This window comes from Erwinia sp. AK-PDG3-5, assembly GCF_056821705.1.
This window is the reverse complement of sequence record NZ_CM165967.1, coordinates 450,408-466,737: the sequence shown is the minus strand read 5'-3', so window position 1 is coordinate 466,737 and position 16,330 is coordinate 450,408. Positions and strand designations below refer to the sequence as shown.

Annotated in this window: 19 protein-coding genes; 3 read left to right on the top strand and 16 right to left on the bottom strand. The window is 55.3% G+C overall.

The window, feature by feature from the left end:
• Nucleotides 1-57: 57 nt before the first annotated feature.
• The 5 genes from tusB to fkpA all read right to left on the bottom strand — a co-directional run bounded on the left by tusB (nucleotide 58) and on the right by fkpA (nucleotide 2,855).
• The gene (gene tusB, locus AC1UKS_RS02070; RefSeq protein WP_482435560.1) at nucleotides 58-345 is read right to left on the bottom strand and encodes a sulfurtransferase complex subunit TusB; all 288 of its coding nucleotides are present in this window, start codon (nucleotides 343-345) and stop codon (nucleotides 58-60) included.
• A gap of 7 nt (nucleotides 346-352) precedes the next feature.
• Nucleotides 353-712 (bottom strand): sulfurtransferase complex subunit TusC, encoded by a 360-nt coding sequence (gene tusC / locus AC1UKS_RS02065; RefSeq protein ID WP_482435558.1) that lies wholly within the window; start codon nucleotides 710-712, stop codon nucleotides 353-355.
• Nucleotides 712-1,098: a sulfurtransferase complex subunit TusD gene (gene tusD / locus AC1UKS_RS02060; protein WP_482435556.1), complete on the bottom strand. Its 387-nt coding sequence runs from the start codon at nucleotides 1,096-1,098 to the stop codon at nucleotides 712-714. The genes tusC and tusD overlap by 1 nt, the downstream gene beginning before the upstream one ends.
• Nucleotides 1,098-1,820: a helix-turn-helix transcriptional regulator gene (locus AC1UKS_RS02055; RefSeq protein ID WP_013204145.1), complete on the bottom strand. Its 723-nt coding sequence runs from the start codon at nucleotides 1,818-1,820 to the stop codon at nucleotides 1,098-1,100. The genes tusD and AC1UKS_RS02055 overlap by 1 nt, the downstream gene beginning before the upstream one ends.
• Nucleotides 1,821-2,018: 198 nt before the next feature.
• Nucleotides 2,019-2,855, bottom strand: a complete 837-nt coding sequence (fkpA, locus tag AC1UKS_RS02050; protein ID WP_013204146.1) for an FKBP-type peptidyl-prolyl cis-trans isomerase — start codon at nucleotides 2,853-2,855, stop codon at nucleotides 2,019-2,021.
• A 285-nt stretch (nucleotides 2,856-3,140) separates the two neighbouring features.
• Here fkpA and AC1UKS_RS02045 point away from each other — a divergent pair, with 285 nt between their 5' ends.
• Nucleotides 3,141-3,359, top strand: a complete 219-nt coding sequence (locus AC1UKS_RS02045) for a SlyX family protein (protein WP_013204147.1) — start codon at nucleotides 3,141-3,143, stop codon at nucleotides 3,357-3,359.
• Between the two features lie 58 nt (nucleotides 3,360-3,417).
• Here AC1UKS_RS02045 and slyD read toward each other — a convergent pair whose 3' ends face one another.
• From slyD to kefG, 4 genes are all read right to left on the bottom strand, one after another.
• The gene (gene slyD / locus AC1UKS_RS02040) at nucleotides 3,418-3,969 is read right to left on the bottom strand and encodes a peptidylprolyl isomerase (protein ID WP_013204148.1); all 552 of its coding nucleotides are present in this window, start codon (nucleotides 3,967-3,969) and stop codon (nucleotides 3,418-3,420) included.
• A 139-nt stretch (nucleotides 3,970-4,108) separates the two neighbouring features.
• Entirely contained in the window at nucleotides 4,109-4,303 is a 195-nt protein-coding gene (locus AC1UKS_RS02035) for a YheV family putative zinc ribbon protein (protein WP_013204149.1), read from the bottom strand.
• Between the two features lie 8 nt (nucleotides 4,304-4,311).
• On the bottom strand, nucleotides 4,312-6,117 hold the full coding sequence (gene kefB / locus AC1UKS_RS02030) for a glutathione-regulated potassium-efflux system protein KefB (RefSeq protein WP_013204150.1): 1,806 nt from the start codon (nucleotides 6,115-6,117) through the stop codon (nucleotides 4,312-4,314).
• Entirely contained in the window at nucleotides 6,118-6,669 is a 552-nt protein-coding gene (gene kefG / locus AC1UKS_RS02025) for a glutathione-regulated potassium-efflux system ancillary protein KefG (RefSeq protein ID WP_013204151.1), read from the bottom strand.
• Between the two features lie 121 nt (nucleotides 6,670-6,790).
• On the opposite strand from kefG, the gene AC1UKS_RS02020 reads away from it, so the two are divergent.
• Entirely contained in the window at nucleotides 6,791-8,689 is a 1,899-nt protein-coding gene (locus tag AC1UKS_RS02020) for an ABC transporter ATP-binding protein (protein WP_013204152.1), read from the top strand.
• Between the two features lie 49 nt (nucleotides 8,690-8,738).
• Here AC1UKS_RS02020 and AC1UKS_RS02015 read toward each other — a convergent pair whose 3' ends face one another.
• Together AC1UKS_RS02015 and prs are read right to left on the bottom strand one after the other, a co-directional pair.
• Complete coding sequence (locus AC1UKS_RS02015) at nucleotides 8,739-10,226, bottom strand: nicotinate phosphoribosyltransferase (protein ID WP_482435552.1); 1,488 nt, start codon at nucleotides 10,224-10,226, stop codon at nucleotides 8,739-8,741.
• On the bottom strand, nucleotides 10,216-11,091 hold the full coding sequence (prs, locus tag AC1UKS_RS02010; protein ID WP_482435550.1) for a ribose-phosphate diphosphokinase: 876 nt from the start codon (nucleotides 11,089-11,091) through the stop codon (nucleotides 10,216-10,218). Before prs ends, AC1UKS_RS02015 begins: the two co-directional genes overlap by 11 nt.
• 214 nt (nucleotides 11,092-11,305) lie before the next feature.
• On the opposite strand from prs, the gene AC1UKS_RS02005 reads away from it, so the two are divergent.
• Nucleotides 11,306-12,031: an NUDIX hydrolase gene (locus AC1UKS_RS02005; protein ID WP_482435548.1), complete on the top strand. Its 726-nt coding sequence runs from the start codon at nucleotides 11,306-11,308 to the stop codon at nucleotides 12,029-12,031.
• Between the two features lie 10 nt (nucleotides 12,032-12,041).
• Here the strand turns inward: AC1UKS_RS02005 and tauD are convergent, their stop codons facing one another.
• From tauD to AC1UKS_RS01980, 5 genes are all read right to left on the bottom strand, one after another.
• Complete coding sequence (gene tauD / locus AC1UKS_RS02000; RefSeq protein ID WP_482435546.1) at nucleotides 12,042-12,896, bottom strand: taurine dioxygenase; 855 nt, start codon at nucleotides 12,894-12,896, stop codon at nucleotides 12,042-12,044.
• A complete protein-coding gene (gene tauC, locus AC1UKS_RS01995) occupies nucleotides 12,893-13,720 on the bottom strand; it encodes a taurine ABC transporter permease TauC (protein WP_013204158.1) in 828 nt (275 codons plus the stop codon). Before tauC ends, tauD begins: the two co-directional genes overlap by 4 nt.
• Nucleotides 13,717-14,484, bottom strand: coding sequence for a taurine ABC transporter ATP-binding subunit (tauB, locus tag AC1UKS_RS01990; protein ID WP_013204159.1), 768 nt, complete (start codon nucleotides 14,482-14,484; stop codon nucleotides 13,717-13,719). Before tauB ends, tauC begins: the two co-directional genes overlap by 4 nt.
• A gap of 9 nt (nucleotides 14,485-14,493) precedes the next feature.
• Nucleotides 14,494-15,474: a taurine ABC transporter substrate-binding protein gene (gene tauA, locus AC1UKS_RS01985; RefSeq protein WP_482435543.1), complete on the bottom strand. Its 981-nt coding sequence runs from the start codon at nucleotides 15,472-15,474 to the stop codon at nucleotides 14,494-14,496.
• Nucleotides 15,475-15,699: 225 nt separating this feature from the next.
• On the bottom strand, nucleotides 15,700-16,302 hold the full coding sequence (locus tag AC1UKS_RS01980) for a LysE family translocator (RefSeq protein ID WP_013204161.1): 603 nt from the start codon (nucleotides 16,300-16,302) through the stop codon (nucleotides 15,700-15,702).
• Nucleotides 16,303-16,330: the final 28 nt, after the last annotated feature.

Sequence of the window (16,330 nt, the reverse complement as noted above, 5' to 3'; positions counted from 1 at the left end):
CGCAGAATTTTAGGGCTGAGCTCAAAAGGTGTCAAGAAATAACCAGGATATCTTCAGTTACCAGGTCATTTGTTGAGGGTTTTTTACCGTCAGCGCGACGAAATCAGTATAGCTTACTGTCGCCACGCTGGTTGAAATTTGAGCAGAAAGCCCACGCGCGACAATGTCTTCTTCCAGCACATACAGGGATATAGGGGCTTTCTGCAGGATTTCAAGGCTACGCGTCCCTTCAATTGCGGCCAGCACGCCATCCTGAATGAGCAGAACATCGTCGCCTGCCGCAAATAAACGCACGATCGCGGCTAAATCGGTCTTAAAAGGGGAAGTGGTCAGAGTGTGAAGCATAAAATCCTCAAAACGCGATGATCCGATCGTACTTTCCAAGCGCTTCACGCAATGCAGCAGGCGTCATCACTTCGACCGGCAGCACGTCGGTCATTTCGGCACGCAGGCCACGTTCGGCCAACGAGTCCGCACAGACATAGAAACGCTCAATGTCATAAAGCGGCAGCACGCCAAAGGTCGCAATGTAATTGCGCGAAAGTATCTGTTCGGGATGCTGGCCTGAGATAAGCTGGAACACGCCATCGCTGACAAAAAACAGCGCCAGCTCTTCACTCAATGCAGACATCGCCATCACTGCATCCAGCCCTTCGCGCCCGGCACTGGTGCCATGAGGAGCCTGACTGAAAACGAACGCCACACGATTCATCAGAACTGCACCAGACGGTCACAGGTCAAAGCGGCTTCCGCCAGCGCACCTAAACCCGACAGTTGGAAGCCCTCAGCCAGGTTGGCGGCGGGCAGCCCCAGGTTCGTCGCTTCTTGCCGATCGGTTATTCCCCGACGTAACGCTGCGGCTACGCAGATATTCAACGTCACGCCCTGCTCCTGATGCAGGCGCTGCCAGGCCTGACTGAGATGAAATTCGTCGCTGGCCGGTGAGGACAACTGGCTGGCATTCAGCACGCCGTCACGATAGAAGAACACACTCTCCAGCTGATGGCCGGCGGCCAGTAAAGCCTTGGCGAAGAGATAGGCGCTGCTGGATTGCTGCGTGCCGTAAGCCGGTCCGGTGACCAGCAGGGAATAACGCATCAACGATCGTGCCCCTGCAAATCGCCGTTCTTGAACTGGCGGATGTAGAGATAAACCGTGTGCTTGGAAATATTCAGGCGGTCGGCGACCTGGTTAATGGCATCCTTGATATCAAAGATCCCCTTCTCATAAAGGTTCAGCACGATCTGACGGTTTTTGGCGTTGTTGGAAACATTGCGGTCGCCGCTCACCTCTTCGATGGTGAACTCCAGCGTTTGCATCACCAAATCGTCAACCGACGACGCGAAGTTCACGGAAGATGCCGCGTCCTGTGTCTCCGGTGGCATAAACGTCGCCATAATCTGAGAGAAAGGCACATCCAGGTTCATGTTGATGCACAGCAGGCCAATGACGCGTTGATCGCCGTTGCGGATGGCAATGGTCACCGATTTCATCAGTACGCCGCTTTTTGCCCGCGTGAAGTAGGCTTTGGAGACATTGCTGTCTGCGCCATTCATGTCATGCAGCATACGCAGCGCCAGGTCGGTGATAGGCGACCCAATTTTACGCCCCGTGTGCTCGCCATTGGCGATTCTGACCGCTGAGCACTTCAAATCCTCCAGTGAATGCAGCACGATTTCGCAGTGGGAGCCGATCAGCATTGCCAATCCATCCACCACCGCTTCATAGGATTTGAGGATATCAAAGTCAGTTTGCACGAAGGGATGCTGTTCCAGTAATTCCAGATCGGCCACATCACCGGTAAAAATTGAACCAGACATTTAGACACCACCCTTTAAGAGAGCCTGTCGCACGGCGCAAGGGCAGACTCATTCTGAAGAAAATGCGTGAGGCACAGTCTATCAAATATCAGAAACGCCTGTCCTGACCTTTGTCATGAAATGCCGGGGAACGCAACAACAAGAGGGATTTTACCGGGGGAAAGCACACCGCCACACACTGTGTGGCGGTGAGAGGTGTTACTTCGCCTGCGTGGCGGCTGGGGCTTCTGCTGGGCTCGGAGCATTAGCATCCGCTTTGGCAGCAGGTTTGATGTCAAGCAGCTCAACATCGAACACCAGCGTGGAGTTAGCCGGGATACCCGGAACGCCGTTTTTGCCGTAAGCCAGCTGTGGTGGGATCACCAGCTTAATCTTACCGCCTTTCTTCACGTGCTTCAGACCTTCAGTCCAGCCCGGGATAACGCCATCCAGACGGAATGACAGTGGCTCACCGCGGGTGTAGGAATTATCGAATTCAGTACCGTCAATCAGCGTACCTTTGTAGTTCACTACCACAGTGTCGCTGTCTTTCGGTGCGTCGCCGGTACCTTCTTTCTCAACCTGGTAAAGCAGGCCAGACTCGGTTTTCTTCACGCCTTTTTCTTTCGCGAACTTGGTGGCATAAGCTTCACCTTTCGCGGTGTTCTCTTTGGCGTCTTTTTCCATCTTCGCCTGAGCGGCGCCTTTCACGCGGCCTTCAAACGACTGCAGCGTCTGCTCGATTTCCTGGTCTGAGAGTTTGCTCTTACCCGCAAAAGCGTCCTGAACACCGGAGATCAGCTGATCTTTATCCAGTTTGATGCCCAGTTTCTCTTGCTCTTTCAGTGAGTTCTCCATATAGCGACCCAATGACGCACCCAGCGCATAAGCGGACTGCTGGTCGTCATTCTTGAAGGCTGCATTCTTCGGTGCCTGCTGTGGTGCCTGTTCAGCCGGTGCTGCTGCCGGAGTCGTTTCGGCAGCCATTGCCAGTGGCGCATTCAGCGCAACGGCCATGGTGGTGGCTAACAGTGTGACTTTAAACAGTGATTTCATCCATTTCTCCAAAACCGAAGGCTCTCACCTCGGAAATCGTTTACAGGCCAGGGCCTGCACTATAACTGTCTGCGAGGAAGCTACACAATCTCGCAATGAAAACTAAGTTAACTTCCGACCGCAGTCCCCTGCGAAAGTTTCACCACAGAGATGCAGACGCGAAAGAACTTTTTCAACCTCGGGAGCGAAATTAACCGCAAAATCCCTATTTCAAGCCAGGCTTTCCCGTTAGAATCACGCCATTCGGCCAGTATACCGGCCAGTGCAGTAACAAGAGGAAAACGTATGCAACAATCATTGTTTGAAGAGCGGATGGAGATGCTGGAGAGCCGACTGGCCTTTCAGGAACATACCCTGGAAGAGCTTAACCAAACGGTGATTCATCATGAACTGGAGATGGCCCGTTTGCGTGAGCAGATGCGCCTGCTGACCGATAAGCTAAAATCAGCGGCTCCTTCGATGATCGCGTCACAGTCTGAAGAAGCCCCGCCGCCGCACTATTAACGGCCGGTTCAGCGCATAAAAAAAGGAGCCCGTGGGCTCCTTTTTTCGTGTCGGGCACTTAGTGGCAGCCACAGCCGCCAGTACCACAACCGCCTTTACCATGGTCGTGATCGTGGTCATGGTCGTGATCGTGGTCATGACCGTGCTCACCGTGAACGTGACCATGGGCCAGTTCTTCCGGCGTCGCTTCACGAACCGCAACCACTTCAACGTTGAAGTTCAGGTTCTGACCGGCCAGCATATGGTTACCGTCAACCACGACGTGCTCGTCTTCAACTTCGGTGATTTCAACCGGAACAGGACCCTGATCGGTTTCTGCCAGGAAGCGCATGCCAACCTGCAGTTCATCAACGCCCATAAACACGTCTTTCGGTACGCGCTGCACCAGGTTGTCGTCATACTGACCATAAGCGTCGTCGGCAGCGATGTTCACTTCGAACTTATCACCCGCCTGATGCTCTTCCAGGGCTTTTTCCAGACCTGAGATCAGGGAACCATGACCGTGCAGGTAATCCAGTGGTGCGCTCACCGGGGACTCATCGACCAACACGCCGTCTTCTGTACGTACCTGGTATGCCAGGCTGACCACCAGGTCTTTAGCTACTTTCATGATTACTCCTAACCGTTGAGAACGTTGAGTCCTTAGTTTGTTGACCTGTTTGCCAACGCGAAAGACTCTAAATTGCGCCGATTGTAACGAATTTCAATGCCGCTGTGTGTTACAGCTTAAAAAAAGCTGAGGCATAACGCTACTCAGGATGGAAAATTCCAATCACTTGCTCATTGGTTCTGACCTGTTCCTGCGCCTGTTTGTCGGCTTCACGCATCTGGTGGCCACACTTAACACACTCAACCACATCGATATTATTCTCCTGCCACAGCGCAAGCGTGTCCTGAGCCTTGCATTTTGGGCAGGTGGCACCTGCAATAAATCTTTTACGCATAATCGATCCTATTCAAATTCGTCCCAGCCATCAAACTGGCGCTTTTCATGCTGCATCTCAGCCTGAAAAATATCTTCCAGCTCACGACGCGCCTCTTTTACCCGGGAAATTTGCTGGCTGTCCGCATGATTTGGCATCAGTTCACGCAGCATCCGCATATCTAGCCGACGAAAATGTTGCTGGGCGCGAAATGCCTGATGAGGATGCATGCCCAGCGTCATCAGCGCCTTGCGTCCTAACTCCAGCGCACTGGAGAAGGTCTCACGCGAGAATTGCGTCACGCCAGCCTGAATCAGCTCGTGCGCCTCCACACGTCCCCTCGCCCTTGCGAGGATCTGCAGGTGCGGGAAGTGATGCTGGCAGAGATGCACAATCTCCATCGCATCTTCCGGGCCGTTACAGGTAATCACGATAGACTGGGCGGTTTCCGCGCCAGCGGCACGCAGCAGCTCCAGCTCGGTCGCATCCCCATAGTATACTTTGTAACCGTATTTTCGCATCAGGCTAACCGCACTGATATCACGCTCCAGCACGGTAATGCGTTTCTCGTTGGCCATCAGCAGGCGGGCGACAACCTGACCAAAACGCCCAAATCCCACCACGATCACCTGTGGCTTATCATCCTCAACGAACGGTTTTTCAGCGGTCTCATCCACTTCGTTAAAGCGTCTTTCCAGAATCTTATCCACGCCCTGCATTAACAACGGTGTGGTCATCATCGACAGGGTGACGGTCACCAGCAGCAGCGGCATCTGATCGCCGGTGAAAAGCTTAGCCGAGGAGGCTGCGGAGAACAGCACGAAGGCAAACTCACCGCCCTGGCTCAGCACGCCGGAAAATTGCAGGCGTTCTGAACTGCGCAGGCCAAAAATGCGGGAAAGCAGATAGAGAACGCCGGCTTTGATGGAAACCAGTGCCACCACGCCAATCAGGATTTCGGTGATATGGGTATAAAGCACGCCCAGATTCAGCGCCATGCCGACAGAGATAAAGAACAAGCCCAGCAACAACCCTTTAAACGGATCGATAGCGATTTCGAGCTCATGGCGATATTCACTTTCCGCCAGCAGGATCCCGGCAATAAAGGTTCCGAGCGCCATCGAAAGCCCCAGCGCATCCATAAACAGCGCCGAACCGAGCACCAGCAGCAACGCCGCTGCGGTAAACACTTCACGCACGCCGGAAGCGGCGATAAAGCGGAAGATCGGCTTCAGCAAATAGCGACCACCAATCAGCATGCCGGCAAAGGCCAGCACCTTCATGCCAACCTTCATCCAGTCGGTGTGGCCACTGTCACCGCCGGCCAGTAACGGCACCAGCGCCAACGCCGGGATCACCGCCAAATCCTGGAACAGCAGCACCGAAAAGCCCAGCTGACCGGACTCGTTGCGGTTCATGCCCTTATCGCGCATTAACTGCAGCGCCATCGCCGTCGAGGACATCGCCAGGCCAATGCCGCCGATGGTCGCGGCCTGCCAGGAGAAATCCGTCAGCAGCAGCAGCCCGCCCAATATGGCCGCACTGAAGATAACCTGCGCCGCGCCGACGCCGAAGATAGACCGACGCAGCTCCCACAGTTTTGAGGGCTTCAGTTCCAGGCCGATGATAAACATCAGGAACACCACGCCCAGCTCGGAGAAGTGAAGGATCTCGTCCACATCGCTGATAAAACCAAGTCCCCACGGGCCGATGGCAATCCCCGCCAGCAGATAGCCCAGAACCGCGCCAATGCCTAAACGGGCCGCAATCGGCACAGCGATAACCGCAGCAAATAAATAGACCACGCCTGCCGTCAGGAGAGTTTGTCCTTCCATTCAAATACCTCCATAAGGCAAAGGGGAAGCGAGCCAGTCACTGTACGCTCGCGAAAAATTCTTCATCACGTCCGGGGTCTGGCGACGCGCCCAGTAGATGATCATCGGCGTCAGCCAGTGCATCCGGCACATCTGCGCCGTCAGCTCGAACGGACGCATAATGTCTGACATCGGATAGCGGTTCAGCCCTTCCTGATGGTAAGCCGCTTCGGGCTCACCGGTGGTGATCACACTGCGCCAGTATTTGCCTTCCAACACGTTGCCGCCGGGACCGCTGGCAAACCCGCGTGACAGCACACGATCGAGCCACTCTTTCAGCAGCGCCGGGCAGCTGTAAGTATAAAGAGGATGCTGGAAAACGATGATGTCGTGCTCGCGCAACAACTGCTGTTCGTAGTGAATATCGATAAAAAAATCAGGATAGTGCGCGTAGAGATCGTGAACGGTCACGTGCGGCAAATCATAGGCCGGTTGCAGCAAAACCCGATTGGCTATCGAGTCCTGTGATTCCGGGTGTGCATAAAGCAGCAAAACTTTAGGTGGCTGCGACATCATTCCCCTCCAAATCATCGTCACGGCGGGGAAATTCCGCTACCATGCTCGACGCAACGGAATTCAAGATTCCGAAAAAATTGATGGTTTAATTTAACATATCCTGACTATTACGGCGCTTATGATTGTCTTCTCTTCGTTACAAATTCGACGCGGTGTCCGCGTACTGCTGGACAATGCCACAGCCACGATTAACCCCGGGCAGAAAGTGGGCCTGGTGGGAAAAAACGGCTGCGGTAAATCCACGCTGCTGTCGCTGCTTAAAAACGAGATAAGCGCCGATGCAGGGAGCTTTAGCTTTCCCGGCACCTGGTCGCTGGCCTGGGTCAATCAGGAAACCCCGGCCCTTTCCGTACCGGCGATTGAATACGTGATCGATGGCGATCGCGAATTCCGTCAGCTGGAAGCTGAACTCGCACACGCCAATGAGATCAACGACGGCCACGCCATCGCCACTCTGCACGGTAAGCTGGATGCGATTCAGGCCTGGACAATACAGCCTCGCGCCGCCAGCCTGCTTAACGGTTTGGGCTTTTCTCAGGAACAGCTGCAACGCCCGGTAAGCGATTTCTCCGGCGGCTGGCGCATGCGTCTTAACCTGGCGCAGGCGCTGATTTGTCGCTCTGACCTGCTGTTACTTGATGAACCGACAAACCACCTCGATCTCGATGCGGTGATCTGGCTTGAGCGCTGGCTGAACAGCTATCAGGGCACGCTGGTCTTGATTTCGCATGACCGTGACTTCCTCGATCCGGTGGTCGACAAAATTCTGCATATCGAAAACCAGTCGATGAACGAATACACCGGCAACTACAGCTCGTTCGAAATTCAGCGCGCCACCAAGCTGTCGCAGCAGCAGTCGATGTTTGAAAATCAGCAACAAAAAGTGGCTCATCTGCAAAGCTTTATCGATCGCTTTAAGGCCAAAGCCAGCAAAGCCAAGCAGGCACAAAGCCGCATCAAAATGCTCGAGCGCATGGAGATGATCGCACCTGCACATGTTGATAACCCGTTCACCTTCAGCTTCCGCGAGCCGGAAAGCCTGCCGAATCCGCTGCTGAAGATGGAAAAAGTCACCGCCGGTTACGGCGATAAAATCATCCTGAATTCCATCAAGCTGAACCTGGTCCCCGGCTCCCGCATTGGGCTGCTTGGCCGCAACGGTGCCGGTAAATCCACGTTGATTAAGATGCTGGCCGGCGATCTGGCACCATTAAAGGGCGATATTGGCCTGGCAAAAGGCATCAAGCTTGGTTACTTCGCCCAGCATCAACTGGAATTCTTACGGGCGGATGAATCTCCGCTGCAGCATATGGTGCGTCTGGCGCCAAAAGTGCTGGAACAGCAGCTACGTGATTATCTGGGCAGCTTTGGTTTCCAGGGCGATAAGGTCACTGAGAACACCGAACGCTTCTCCGGCGGAGAAAAAGCGCGGCTGGTGCTGGCGCTGATTGTCTGGCAGCGCCCTAACCTGCTGCTGCTTGATGAACCGACCAACCACCTCGATCTGGATATGCGCCAGGCGCTGACCGAAGCGCTGATTGATTTCGAAGGCGCACTGGTCGTCGTGTCGCACGATCGTCACCTGCTGCGCTCCACCACCGACGATCTCTACCTGGTTCACGATGGTCAGGTCGAGCCGTTTGATGGCGATCTGGAAGATTACCAGCAGTGGCTGAGCGATCTGCAAAAGCAGACCTCGGCGTCAGAGCCGAAGCAGGACAGCGCCAACAGCGCGCAAAATCGTAAAGACCAGAAACGGCGTGAAGCGGAACTGCGCACGCAGACTCAGCCGCTGCGTAAGCAGATCGAGAAGCTGGAAAAGCAGATGGAAAAGCTGAACACGCAACTCTCAGAGGCGGAAGCCAAACTGGCCGATGGCGACATCTACGATCAGAGCCGCAAAGCCGATCTCACGTTAGCACTACAACAGCAGGCTACGGCTAAATCAGCGCTGGAAGAGTGCGAGATGGAATGGCTGGATGCGCAGGAGCAGTTGGAAACCCTGATGGCCTCCTGATGCCACTCGTCAGAGGCGCGTTAATACGCGCCTCTGACGCTTTCCTGATTTACTGCGCGGCCAGACGCTGACGCAGCGTCGCAAGATCCTCAGTATTCAATAATTTGCCATTGAGATAACGCGTTTTCATTTCCCCGCCGCGCTCCTGCGCCCAGTTTTGCCCATCTTTAAGCGTTAATTCCCCGGCGGCATTACGATCGACCCGCAACAAGCCACGCGCTGAATTCTTCATGCCGCTGTCGGTTTTAGGCTGTTTAAAGATTTCACGCCCAACGCCATTCACTTCGCCGTAAGTCGCTTTCATCGCAAAGCCGAAGGTGTCTCGGGTGTTGTACTGGTAGGTGTAAGAGCCGACCCCAAACACCACGTTACTGCTGGCAAAGCCTTTGGCTTCCAGACGGCTGAGGATCTCATTCGCGCGTTCCAGGGTAATCGAGTCGCCATAAATCAGCCCCACATGCGGGTCCAGCACTTTGTAGCCCTTGCTGTTCACCGTACCGCCAAAGATTTCCCATAGCACTTCAACAGAGCCTTTTTGCTGGGCGGTTCGCGCGGGATCCGTCGCCTGATCATCACCCGTTCCACATAAGATTTCCACCGGGTTACCGCTGTCCGGGCGAAACACCAGCCGACCCTCACGCGCCATAATCTCCGGCCGCAGCTCGCGGCTGTATTCGGTCAGCACTTTCCAGTAATCCCAGGTATCCGACACCACAGAGACAAATCCCTGCGGGTAAAGCTCGGTGATCAGCCGGCGGAAGGTGGCGATTTCGCCCTGCTCTTCTCCCATGCACATCACGCTGTGCTCGGTAGCCGGAATGCTGCCAGCGATAAAGTAATCTTTGGCCGGCGTGTAGTAACGGCGGGCATACAGAATGGAAGGCAAACTGTCGGTGCCGGTAAAGCTCAGCAGATGCCCGACACCCGCCTGTGCGGCATCATGCAAGCCTGACATTCCCCGGAAGGAGAAGTCGTGGCACTGAAAATCGATATGGCTGCTATCGTCACAGGTCCGGTCCGCCCACAGTTGGCAAATCTGCCGGTAATGGCTGGCGACGGTGGCATTGGTGGACGATTTCCATAACTCCGCCGACATCACGCTTTCCAGGTAATTGACCAGCCAGAAAAATTCATCAACCGTGTTGGTGATGGTCAGCACCGGAATTTTCATCGGCACTTTGCAGCCTTCATCCAGACTTTTGATCTCCAGCGGCAAATAGCCTAAGCGGTGCAACGCACGAATATGATCAACGCTGACGTTGCCTTTTCCAAGGTAGCTGTCCATCAGCTGTTGATACTCATCCACCACCACCTCTTCTGGCTGGGCGAAAAACTTGTCGTTAAACAGATCGACCATGAACCACTGCAGAAAACCCTGCAGGCCAAAGAACACCAGACGGTCGTCGGCCAGCGGCGAATGGAAGAAGCGGTTTCCGCGTGGCGTGAAGTTGGAATAGACCTTGTTGGTGCCCAGCGGGTATTGCTCACGGTGCGAGGTCTTATAACCATCAATGGCCAGAATCGGATTAGTTTGCATGGTTATCTCCTTCGCGGTGGAATATTGCATCGCTATTAATCAGCTCGACGTGCGGCTGCGCAATGGCCGGATCGGCAATGGAAGTGGTGGTCCAGATATGGTCAATGCCCTGACACAGCAGATGATCAACCCCTTTAGTAAACAGGCCATGAGTGACATACAGGCTGACCGAGCGGGCTCCCGCCTCGCGCAGGACGGCTGCCGAACCGATAAAGGTGCCGCCAGCATCACACAGGTCATCGGCGATCAGCACATCGCGTCCCGCAACCTCGCCTTTCAGCAGTTCAAATCCACTTAACCTGCCGCTGGTGATATCTCTGTGCTTGGCCAGGATGCCAAAGTCGCTGGCCCCGACATGCTGAGCCAGCGCATGAATTTTTTTCAGCGCGCCAGCGTCCGGCGCTATCAGCATCATTCCCTGTTCCAGTTTGCTCATCAGACTGCGGCTATGTTGCAGGCAACGATGTTGTGGGATAGCCATCATGCGATCGAGGACACCTGCAGCCACATCACTGTGCGGGTCCAGCACTTTCACCCGGTCAAAGCCCAACTGATTGATGAAACCAGCAAAGACCTTTAACGCGAAACTGTCGCCATCTCGCATGTTGCGATCCTGACGGGCATAAGGCAACCAGGGCAGTTCGAGCGTCGTTAACGTCAGGGTGTAGCGTTGGCGAGCAGCATCCAGTAACTGCGCCACAAGCATCAGATCGTCCATGCTCTGCATTGCTGTCGCCCGCAGCGTCAGCACGTTTGCCTGTGAACGCAGTGGTGGAAGCAGGTGAGCCCAGACCGCACCATCAGGAAAGCGGCCGGTATCGAATGCCGTTTCCTGACCATCGAGGGTTAATGAGAGTTTCATCATTGTCAGACTCCTTTCAGTTATGATTAATGTCTTAGAGACATTTATATAATTGTCTATGAGACACTATTAAGCAAGCGTTTGATTTCCATTTCGAGTAATAAACACATAACCAGCTGATTTAACACATATTAAAACATCCTTTACGCAGCGGTATTTGAATGACGCGCAGCAGACTGATAATGTGTCTTTGTGACACTTCTTCGCAGGTAATCCCATGACAGCAGAACAGCAGTATCTGGCCGGCTATGATCCCAGCCGCTATCCCACGCCCATTGTCACCGTCGACAGCGTTCTGTTTACTCTCTTTGACCAACGACTCTGTGTGTTGCTGGTGCAGCGTGCCAACCATCCGCAGCAAGGTTTTTGGGGGTTACCGGGTGGGTTTATTGATTTAACGCGTGATGACTCAACCAGAGCCACAGCAATGAGGAAGTTGCAGGAGAAAACGGGCGTGATTCCACCCTGGCTGGAGCAATTAGAAACGTTTTCTGGCCCCGACAGGGATCCGCGCGGCTGGAGCCTGACATCGGCCTGGTATGCGTTGATCGCGGCAGAGAATTGCCAGTCGGAAAGTGATGCCATCAGTGATGTGCAGTGGCAGCCAGTGGCAGAGCTGGCGTCGAGGTCAAATATTGCCTTTGACCATCAGCAGATTATTGCCGCCGCTTTGCAGCGATTACGGCAGAAGACGCTCTATTCCTTGCTGCCGGTGTACTGCCTGCCCGCAGCATTTACGTTGACTCAGCTTCAGGATGTCACCGAAACGATCCTTGGCCAAACGGTGCAGCGCAAAAGCCTGATCCGCCGGTTTGAGGCTTCTGAGATGTTTGAAGAAACCGGCGAAAGCGTGGCCACCGGTGCGCGAAAAGCGAAGCTCTATCGCCTGAAAGCCGGCGCCGATGTCCGCAACTTCTCGCGCAACCTGATGGCCGCTGACTAATTCACAGCCCTCAGCTTTCAGCGCGGTAAAAAGGCTTGTCACCCAGGATGGTGGCGCGATGCATGATCCTTCGCTGCGGCAGATAGTCGGCGTTGGCATAATGCTGCGTGACCCGGTTATCCCAGATAGCAATATCGTTCTCCTGCCAGCGCCAGCGGACCTGAAACTCCGGTTTGGTGACATGGGCAAACAGGAAGTTCAGCAGCGCATCGCTCTCCTTCTGGCTGACATCCACAATGCGCGTGGTAAAGCCTTCGTTGACGAATAACGCCGACTTGCCGCTGACCGGATGGGTGCGGATCACCGGATGCAGCAACGGCGGGTTCTTCTCGACCGCCAGCTTCCAGCGCGCATGCTCCTCTTCACTGCCACGATGCTTAAATTCCTGAAATGACTTGGTAAAGTCATGCTCGGCCTGTAATCCGCTAAGCAGCACCTTAAAGGGTTCAGACAGCGCCTCATACGCGGCAATGCCGCTGGTCCACAGCGTATCACCACCCGTTTCCGGCAGCTGTTTGGCCGCGAGGATCGCGCCAGCTGGCGGCGCGGCAATAAAGGTCACATCGGTGTGCCAGTTATCGTTGTCCGGCGGATTATTGTCATGGGTATCCAGCACGATAATCTCTTCCACACCCGGCGCGTGAGGATAAACCGGGTGGATATGCAGGTCGCCAAAGCGGGTGGCCAGCGCACGCTGCTGTTGAGGCGTGACCGGCTGATCGCGGAAGAATAAGACCTGATGGCGGATCAGCGCATGATAAAGCTGTTCGAATTGTGCATCGCTCAGCGGACGGCTGAGGTTGATGTCGGAAACCTGAGCGCCGATATTCGGGCCCAGCGCGGTAATCGTCAGTCGTTCGTTCATGAGTGTACTCCGTGCCACGGGGTTAAGCGGCGCTGAAGCGCTCGCAGCCCCAGCTCAAGGGTGAAAGCGATCAGGGCGATGACGGCAATGCCGGCCAGCACCACATCGGTCGCTAAAAATTCTCCGGCGGACTGCACCATAAAGCCCAGTCCACGCGTGGCGGCGATCAGCTCAGCGGCCACCAGCGTCGACCAGCCCACGCCCAAACCAATGCGCAGACCGGTGAGGATTTCAGGGAGTGCGCCAGGCAAAATCACAAACCACAGCACCTGCCAGCGGTTGCCGCCCAGCGACTGGGCCGCGCGAATGCGTACCTGCTGGGCGCTTTTCACCCCAGCCAGGGCTGACATCGCCACGGGGGCAAAAATGGCCAGGTAGATCAGCAGGATTTTGGAGGTCTCGCCAATGCCAAACCAGATCACCATCAGCGGCAGATAGGCCAGAGGCGGAACCGGACGATAAAGTTCGATCAGCGGATCGAGAATGCCGCGTGCGGTTGCACTCAATCCCATCAGAATGCCTACCGGCACGCCGATAATCACCGCGGCAAACAGCGCGATCAGGATGCGGGTCAGACTGGCGGCCAGATGCTGCCAGAGCGTGGCATCCATAAACCCCTGAGAACTGGCAATGGTCAGCAGCTGATGGAACACCTGCTGCGGCGCAGGCAGAAACAGCGGCGCAATCAGTTTCAGCGCCGTGACGCCCCACCAAATCGCGAGGATCACCAGCAAAGTCGCCGCACTCAGCGTGATCTGGCGGCCAAAGGGCCAACGCAGACGCACGCGGCGTGGCACGGTTTTTTCGGTGGATAACAGGCTCATGAAAACACCTCGCGTTGCTGGAAGACCTGGCCTAAAACGTATTCTCTGCGCTCAATAAACGCCGGATCGGACTTGATGGATCGGCAGGACTCGCCAGCGATATAACGACGGCCAAAGTCGAGAGGCAGTCGTTCAATCACCCTTCCCGGCCCGGGCGACAGCAGGATCAGTTCACTGGCAAGAAACACCGCTTCTTCGATATCGTGAGTGATCAGCAGGATCTTCTTGCCGCTCTCCTTCCACAGGGTTAGCAGCAGTTCCTGCATCTGCTCGCGGGTGAAGGCGTCAAGCGCGCCGAAAGGTTCATCCAGCAGCAACAGCTGCGGGTCCGCGGTCAGCGCCCGGGCAATGCCCACCCGCTGGCGCATGCCGCCGGACAGCTGCCAGATAAAGCGCTTTTCAGCGCCTTCCAGCCCAACCTTCTTCAACATCTGGCGAGCCACTTCGCGGCGCGCGTTTTTCTCGACGCCGGCCAGCTGCAGGCCAAAAGCGACGTTATCCAGCACGTTGCGCCACGGAAGCAGCCCTTCATGTTGAAACACCACGCCGCGTTCTGCGCCCGGCCCGGTGACCGCCTTGCCATCCAGCATAATGCTGCCGGATTCGGCAGGCAGAAAACCGGCAATCAGATTCAGCAGCGTGGTTTTGCCACAGCCTGAAGGTCCCAGCACCACCAGCAGCTCACCAGAATCAATCGACAGGTTGATATCCTGCAGTGCGAGGTGCCCTTCATAGCGAGCCGTAAGATGCGAGACCGTCAGCATGGGAACTCCTTATTGCGTCGCGAGAGGTTTAACGAAGCGATCGGTAACGTAATCGCTGTAATCGGTGGCCGCCTGCGGCACCTTACCCTGCTCTTTCAGGAATTTAGCGGTATCGACAATCGCCTTATCGACCGGCTTCCCAAGTTGTTCAACCTGCTGCTGGGCGGTGAGATAGGTATTGCCTTTCACCAGACCGGGAACCTGTTGTTCCGGCACGCCGCTCAGACGGGACAGTTTGCTCAGGTTGTCGCCCTCTTTCAGCCACTGCTCGGGATTATCGATATAGCCTTTCTGTGCCGCGAGCGCGCTGCGGGCAAAGGCGGTGACCACTTCCGGGTGTTTCTGCGCAAAATCTTTCCGCACTACCCAGACATCCAGCGTTGGCGAGCCCCATTTTCCGACCTGATCGGAATCAGTCAGCACCTTGCCGGTTTTTTCAAGTTCGTTAACCGCAGGTGCCCAGACGTAGGCGCCATCGATATCTCCACGCTGCCAGGCAGCAATAATGGCAGGAGGTTGCAGGTTGATAATTTGCAGCTGATCGGGACGGATGCCCCAATGCTTCAGCGCGGAGAGCAGACTGTAGTGGGTGGTGGAAATAAACGGCACGGCGATGCGTTTGCCGATCAAATCTTTCGGGGTTTTGATGGTGTTTTTCACCACCATCGCTTCAGAGTTACCCAGCTGAGAGGCCAGCAGGAAAACTTCGATCGGTACCTGCTGGCTGGCGGCTACGGCCAGAGGGCTTGAGCCGATGTTACCAATCTGCACATCGCCGGAAGCCAGCGCACGCACCACGCTCGCGCCGCTGTCGAATTTACGCCAGTCGACTTTCGCCCCGCTCTCTTTGGCAAAGGTGTTGTCGGCCTGAGCGACTTTCGCCGGTTCGGCAGAGGTTTGATAGGCTACTGTGACATCTACCGCCTGGGCGCTAAGCGCGAACAGTCCGAGTGATGCCGCAATAAGAGTAAGAGTAAATTTTCTTGCCATAATGTCTTCCGCCGCACGTTATTGTTTGAATAACGCCTTTGTAACCGACAGTGACCATCGCAAGAAAGTAATTAGAAATTATCTGTTATAACTTTTCATCCTTAGATCAAATGCGGGGTTCTTTAGCCATAATCCGGGTTTAGCCCATAAAAAAACCACCGGCAGAGAAAGTGCCCCTCCAGGGAGCAGCATACCTGCCGGTGGTTCATGTTGCCGGGCGGGGAATTAATGCCAGATCAGCAGCACGCAGGCCGCGGTCAGGATCCCCATAAAGACATTGAATATCGTCCACGCGCGGCGGCTACGCAGAATACGGCCAATTAGCGAACCGAAGCCCAGCCAGATCACGCCGGAAACCACATTCACCAACGCCATACCGGCGCTGATAGCGAGCACCGAACCGCGATAGGCTTCACCGGCGAGGCTAAAGCTGGCCACCGCGCCCAAGGCCATCAGCCAGGCTTTCGGGTTAATCAGCTGTAGCAGGCCGCCTTGCCAGAACGGCATCGGCGCGGCGGGTGCCGTTTCGGTGTCCAGTTTCTCGTATTTCGCGCTGGCAATTTTCCATGCCAGCCACAGCAGATAGGCACTGCCGCCAATTTTCAGCACCAGATGCAGCGAGGGATAAAGCAGGATCAGTCCACCAATGCCAAAGGCGACCATCAGCAGCATCACCTGCATGCCGATCATGATGCCAATCAGCAACCACAGCGAGCGCAGAAAACCAAAGTTGGCGCCGGAGGCGGTCAGTAACATATTATTAGGGCCTGGCGTGATGGCAGCGACCCATAAAAAGCCTAACATCGATAAAAACAAACTCAGTTCCATATGAAACGGGTGCTCCTCACCCCCTGAC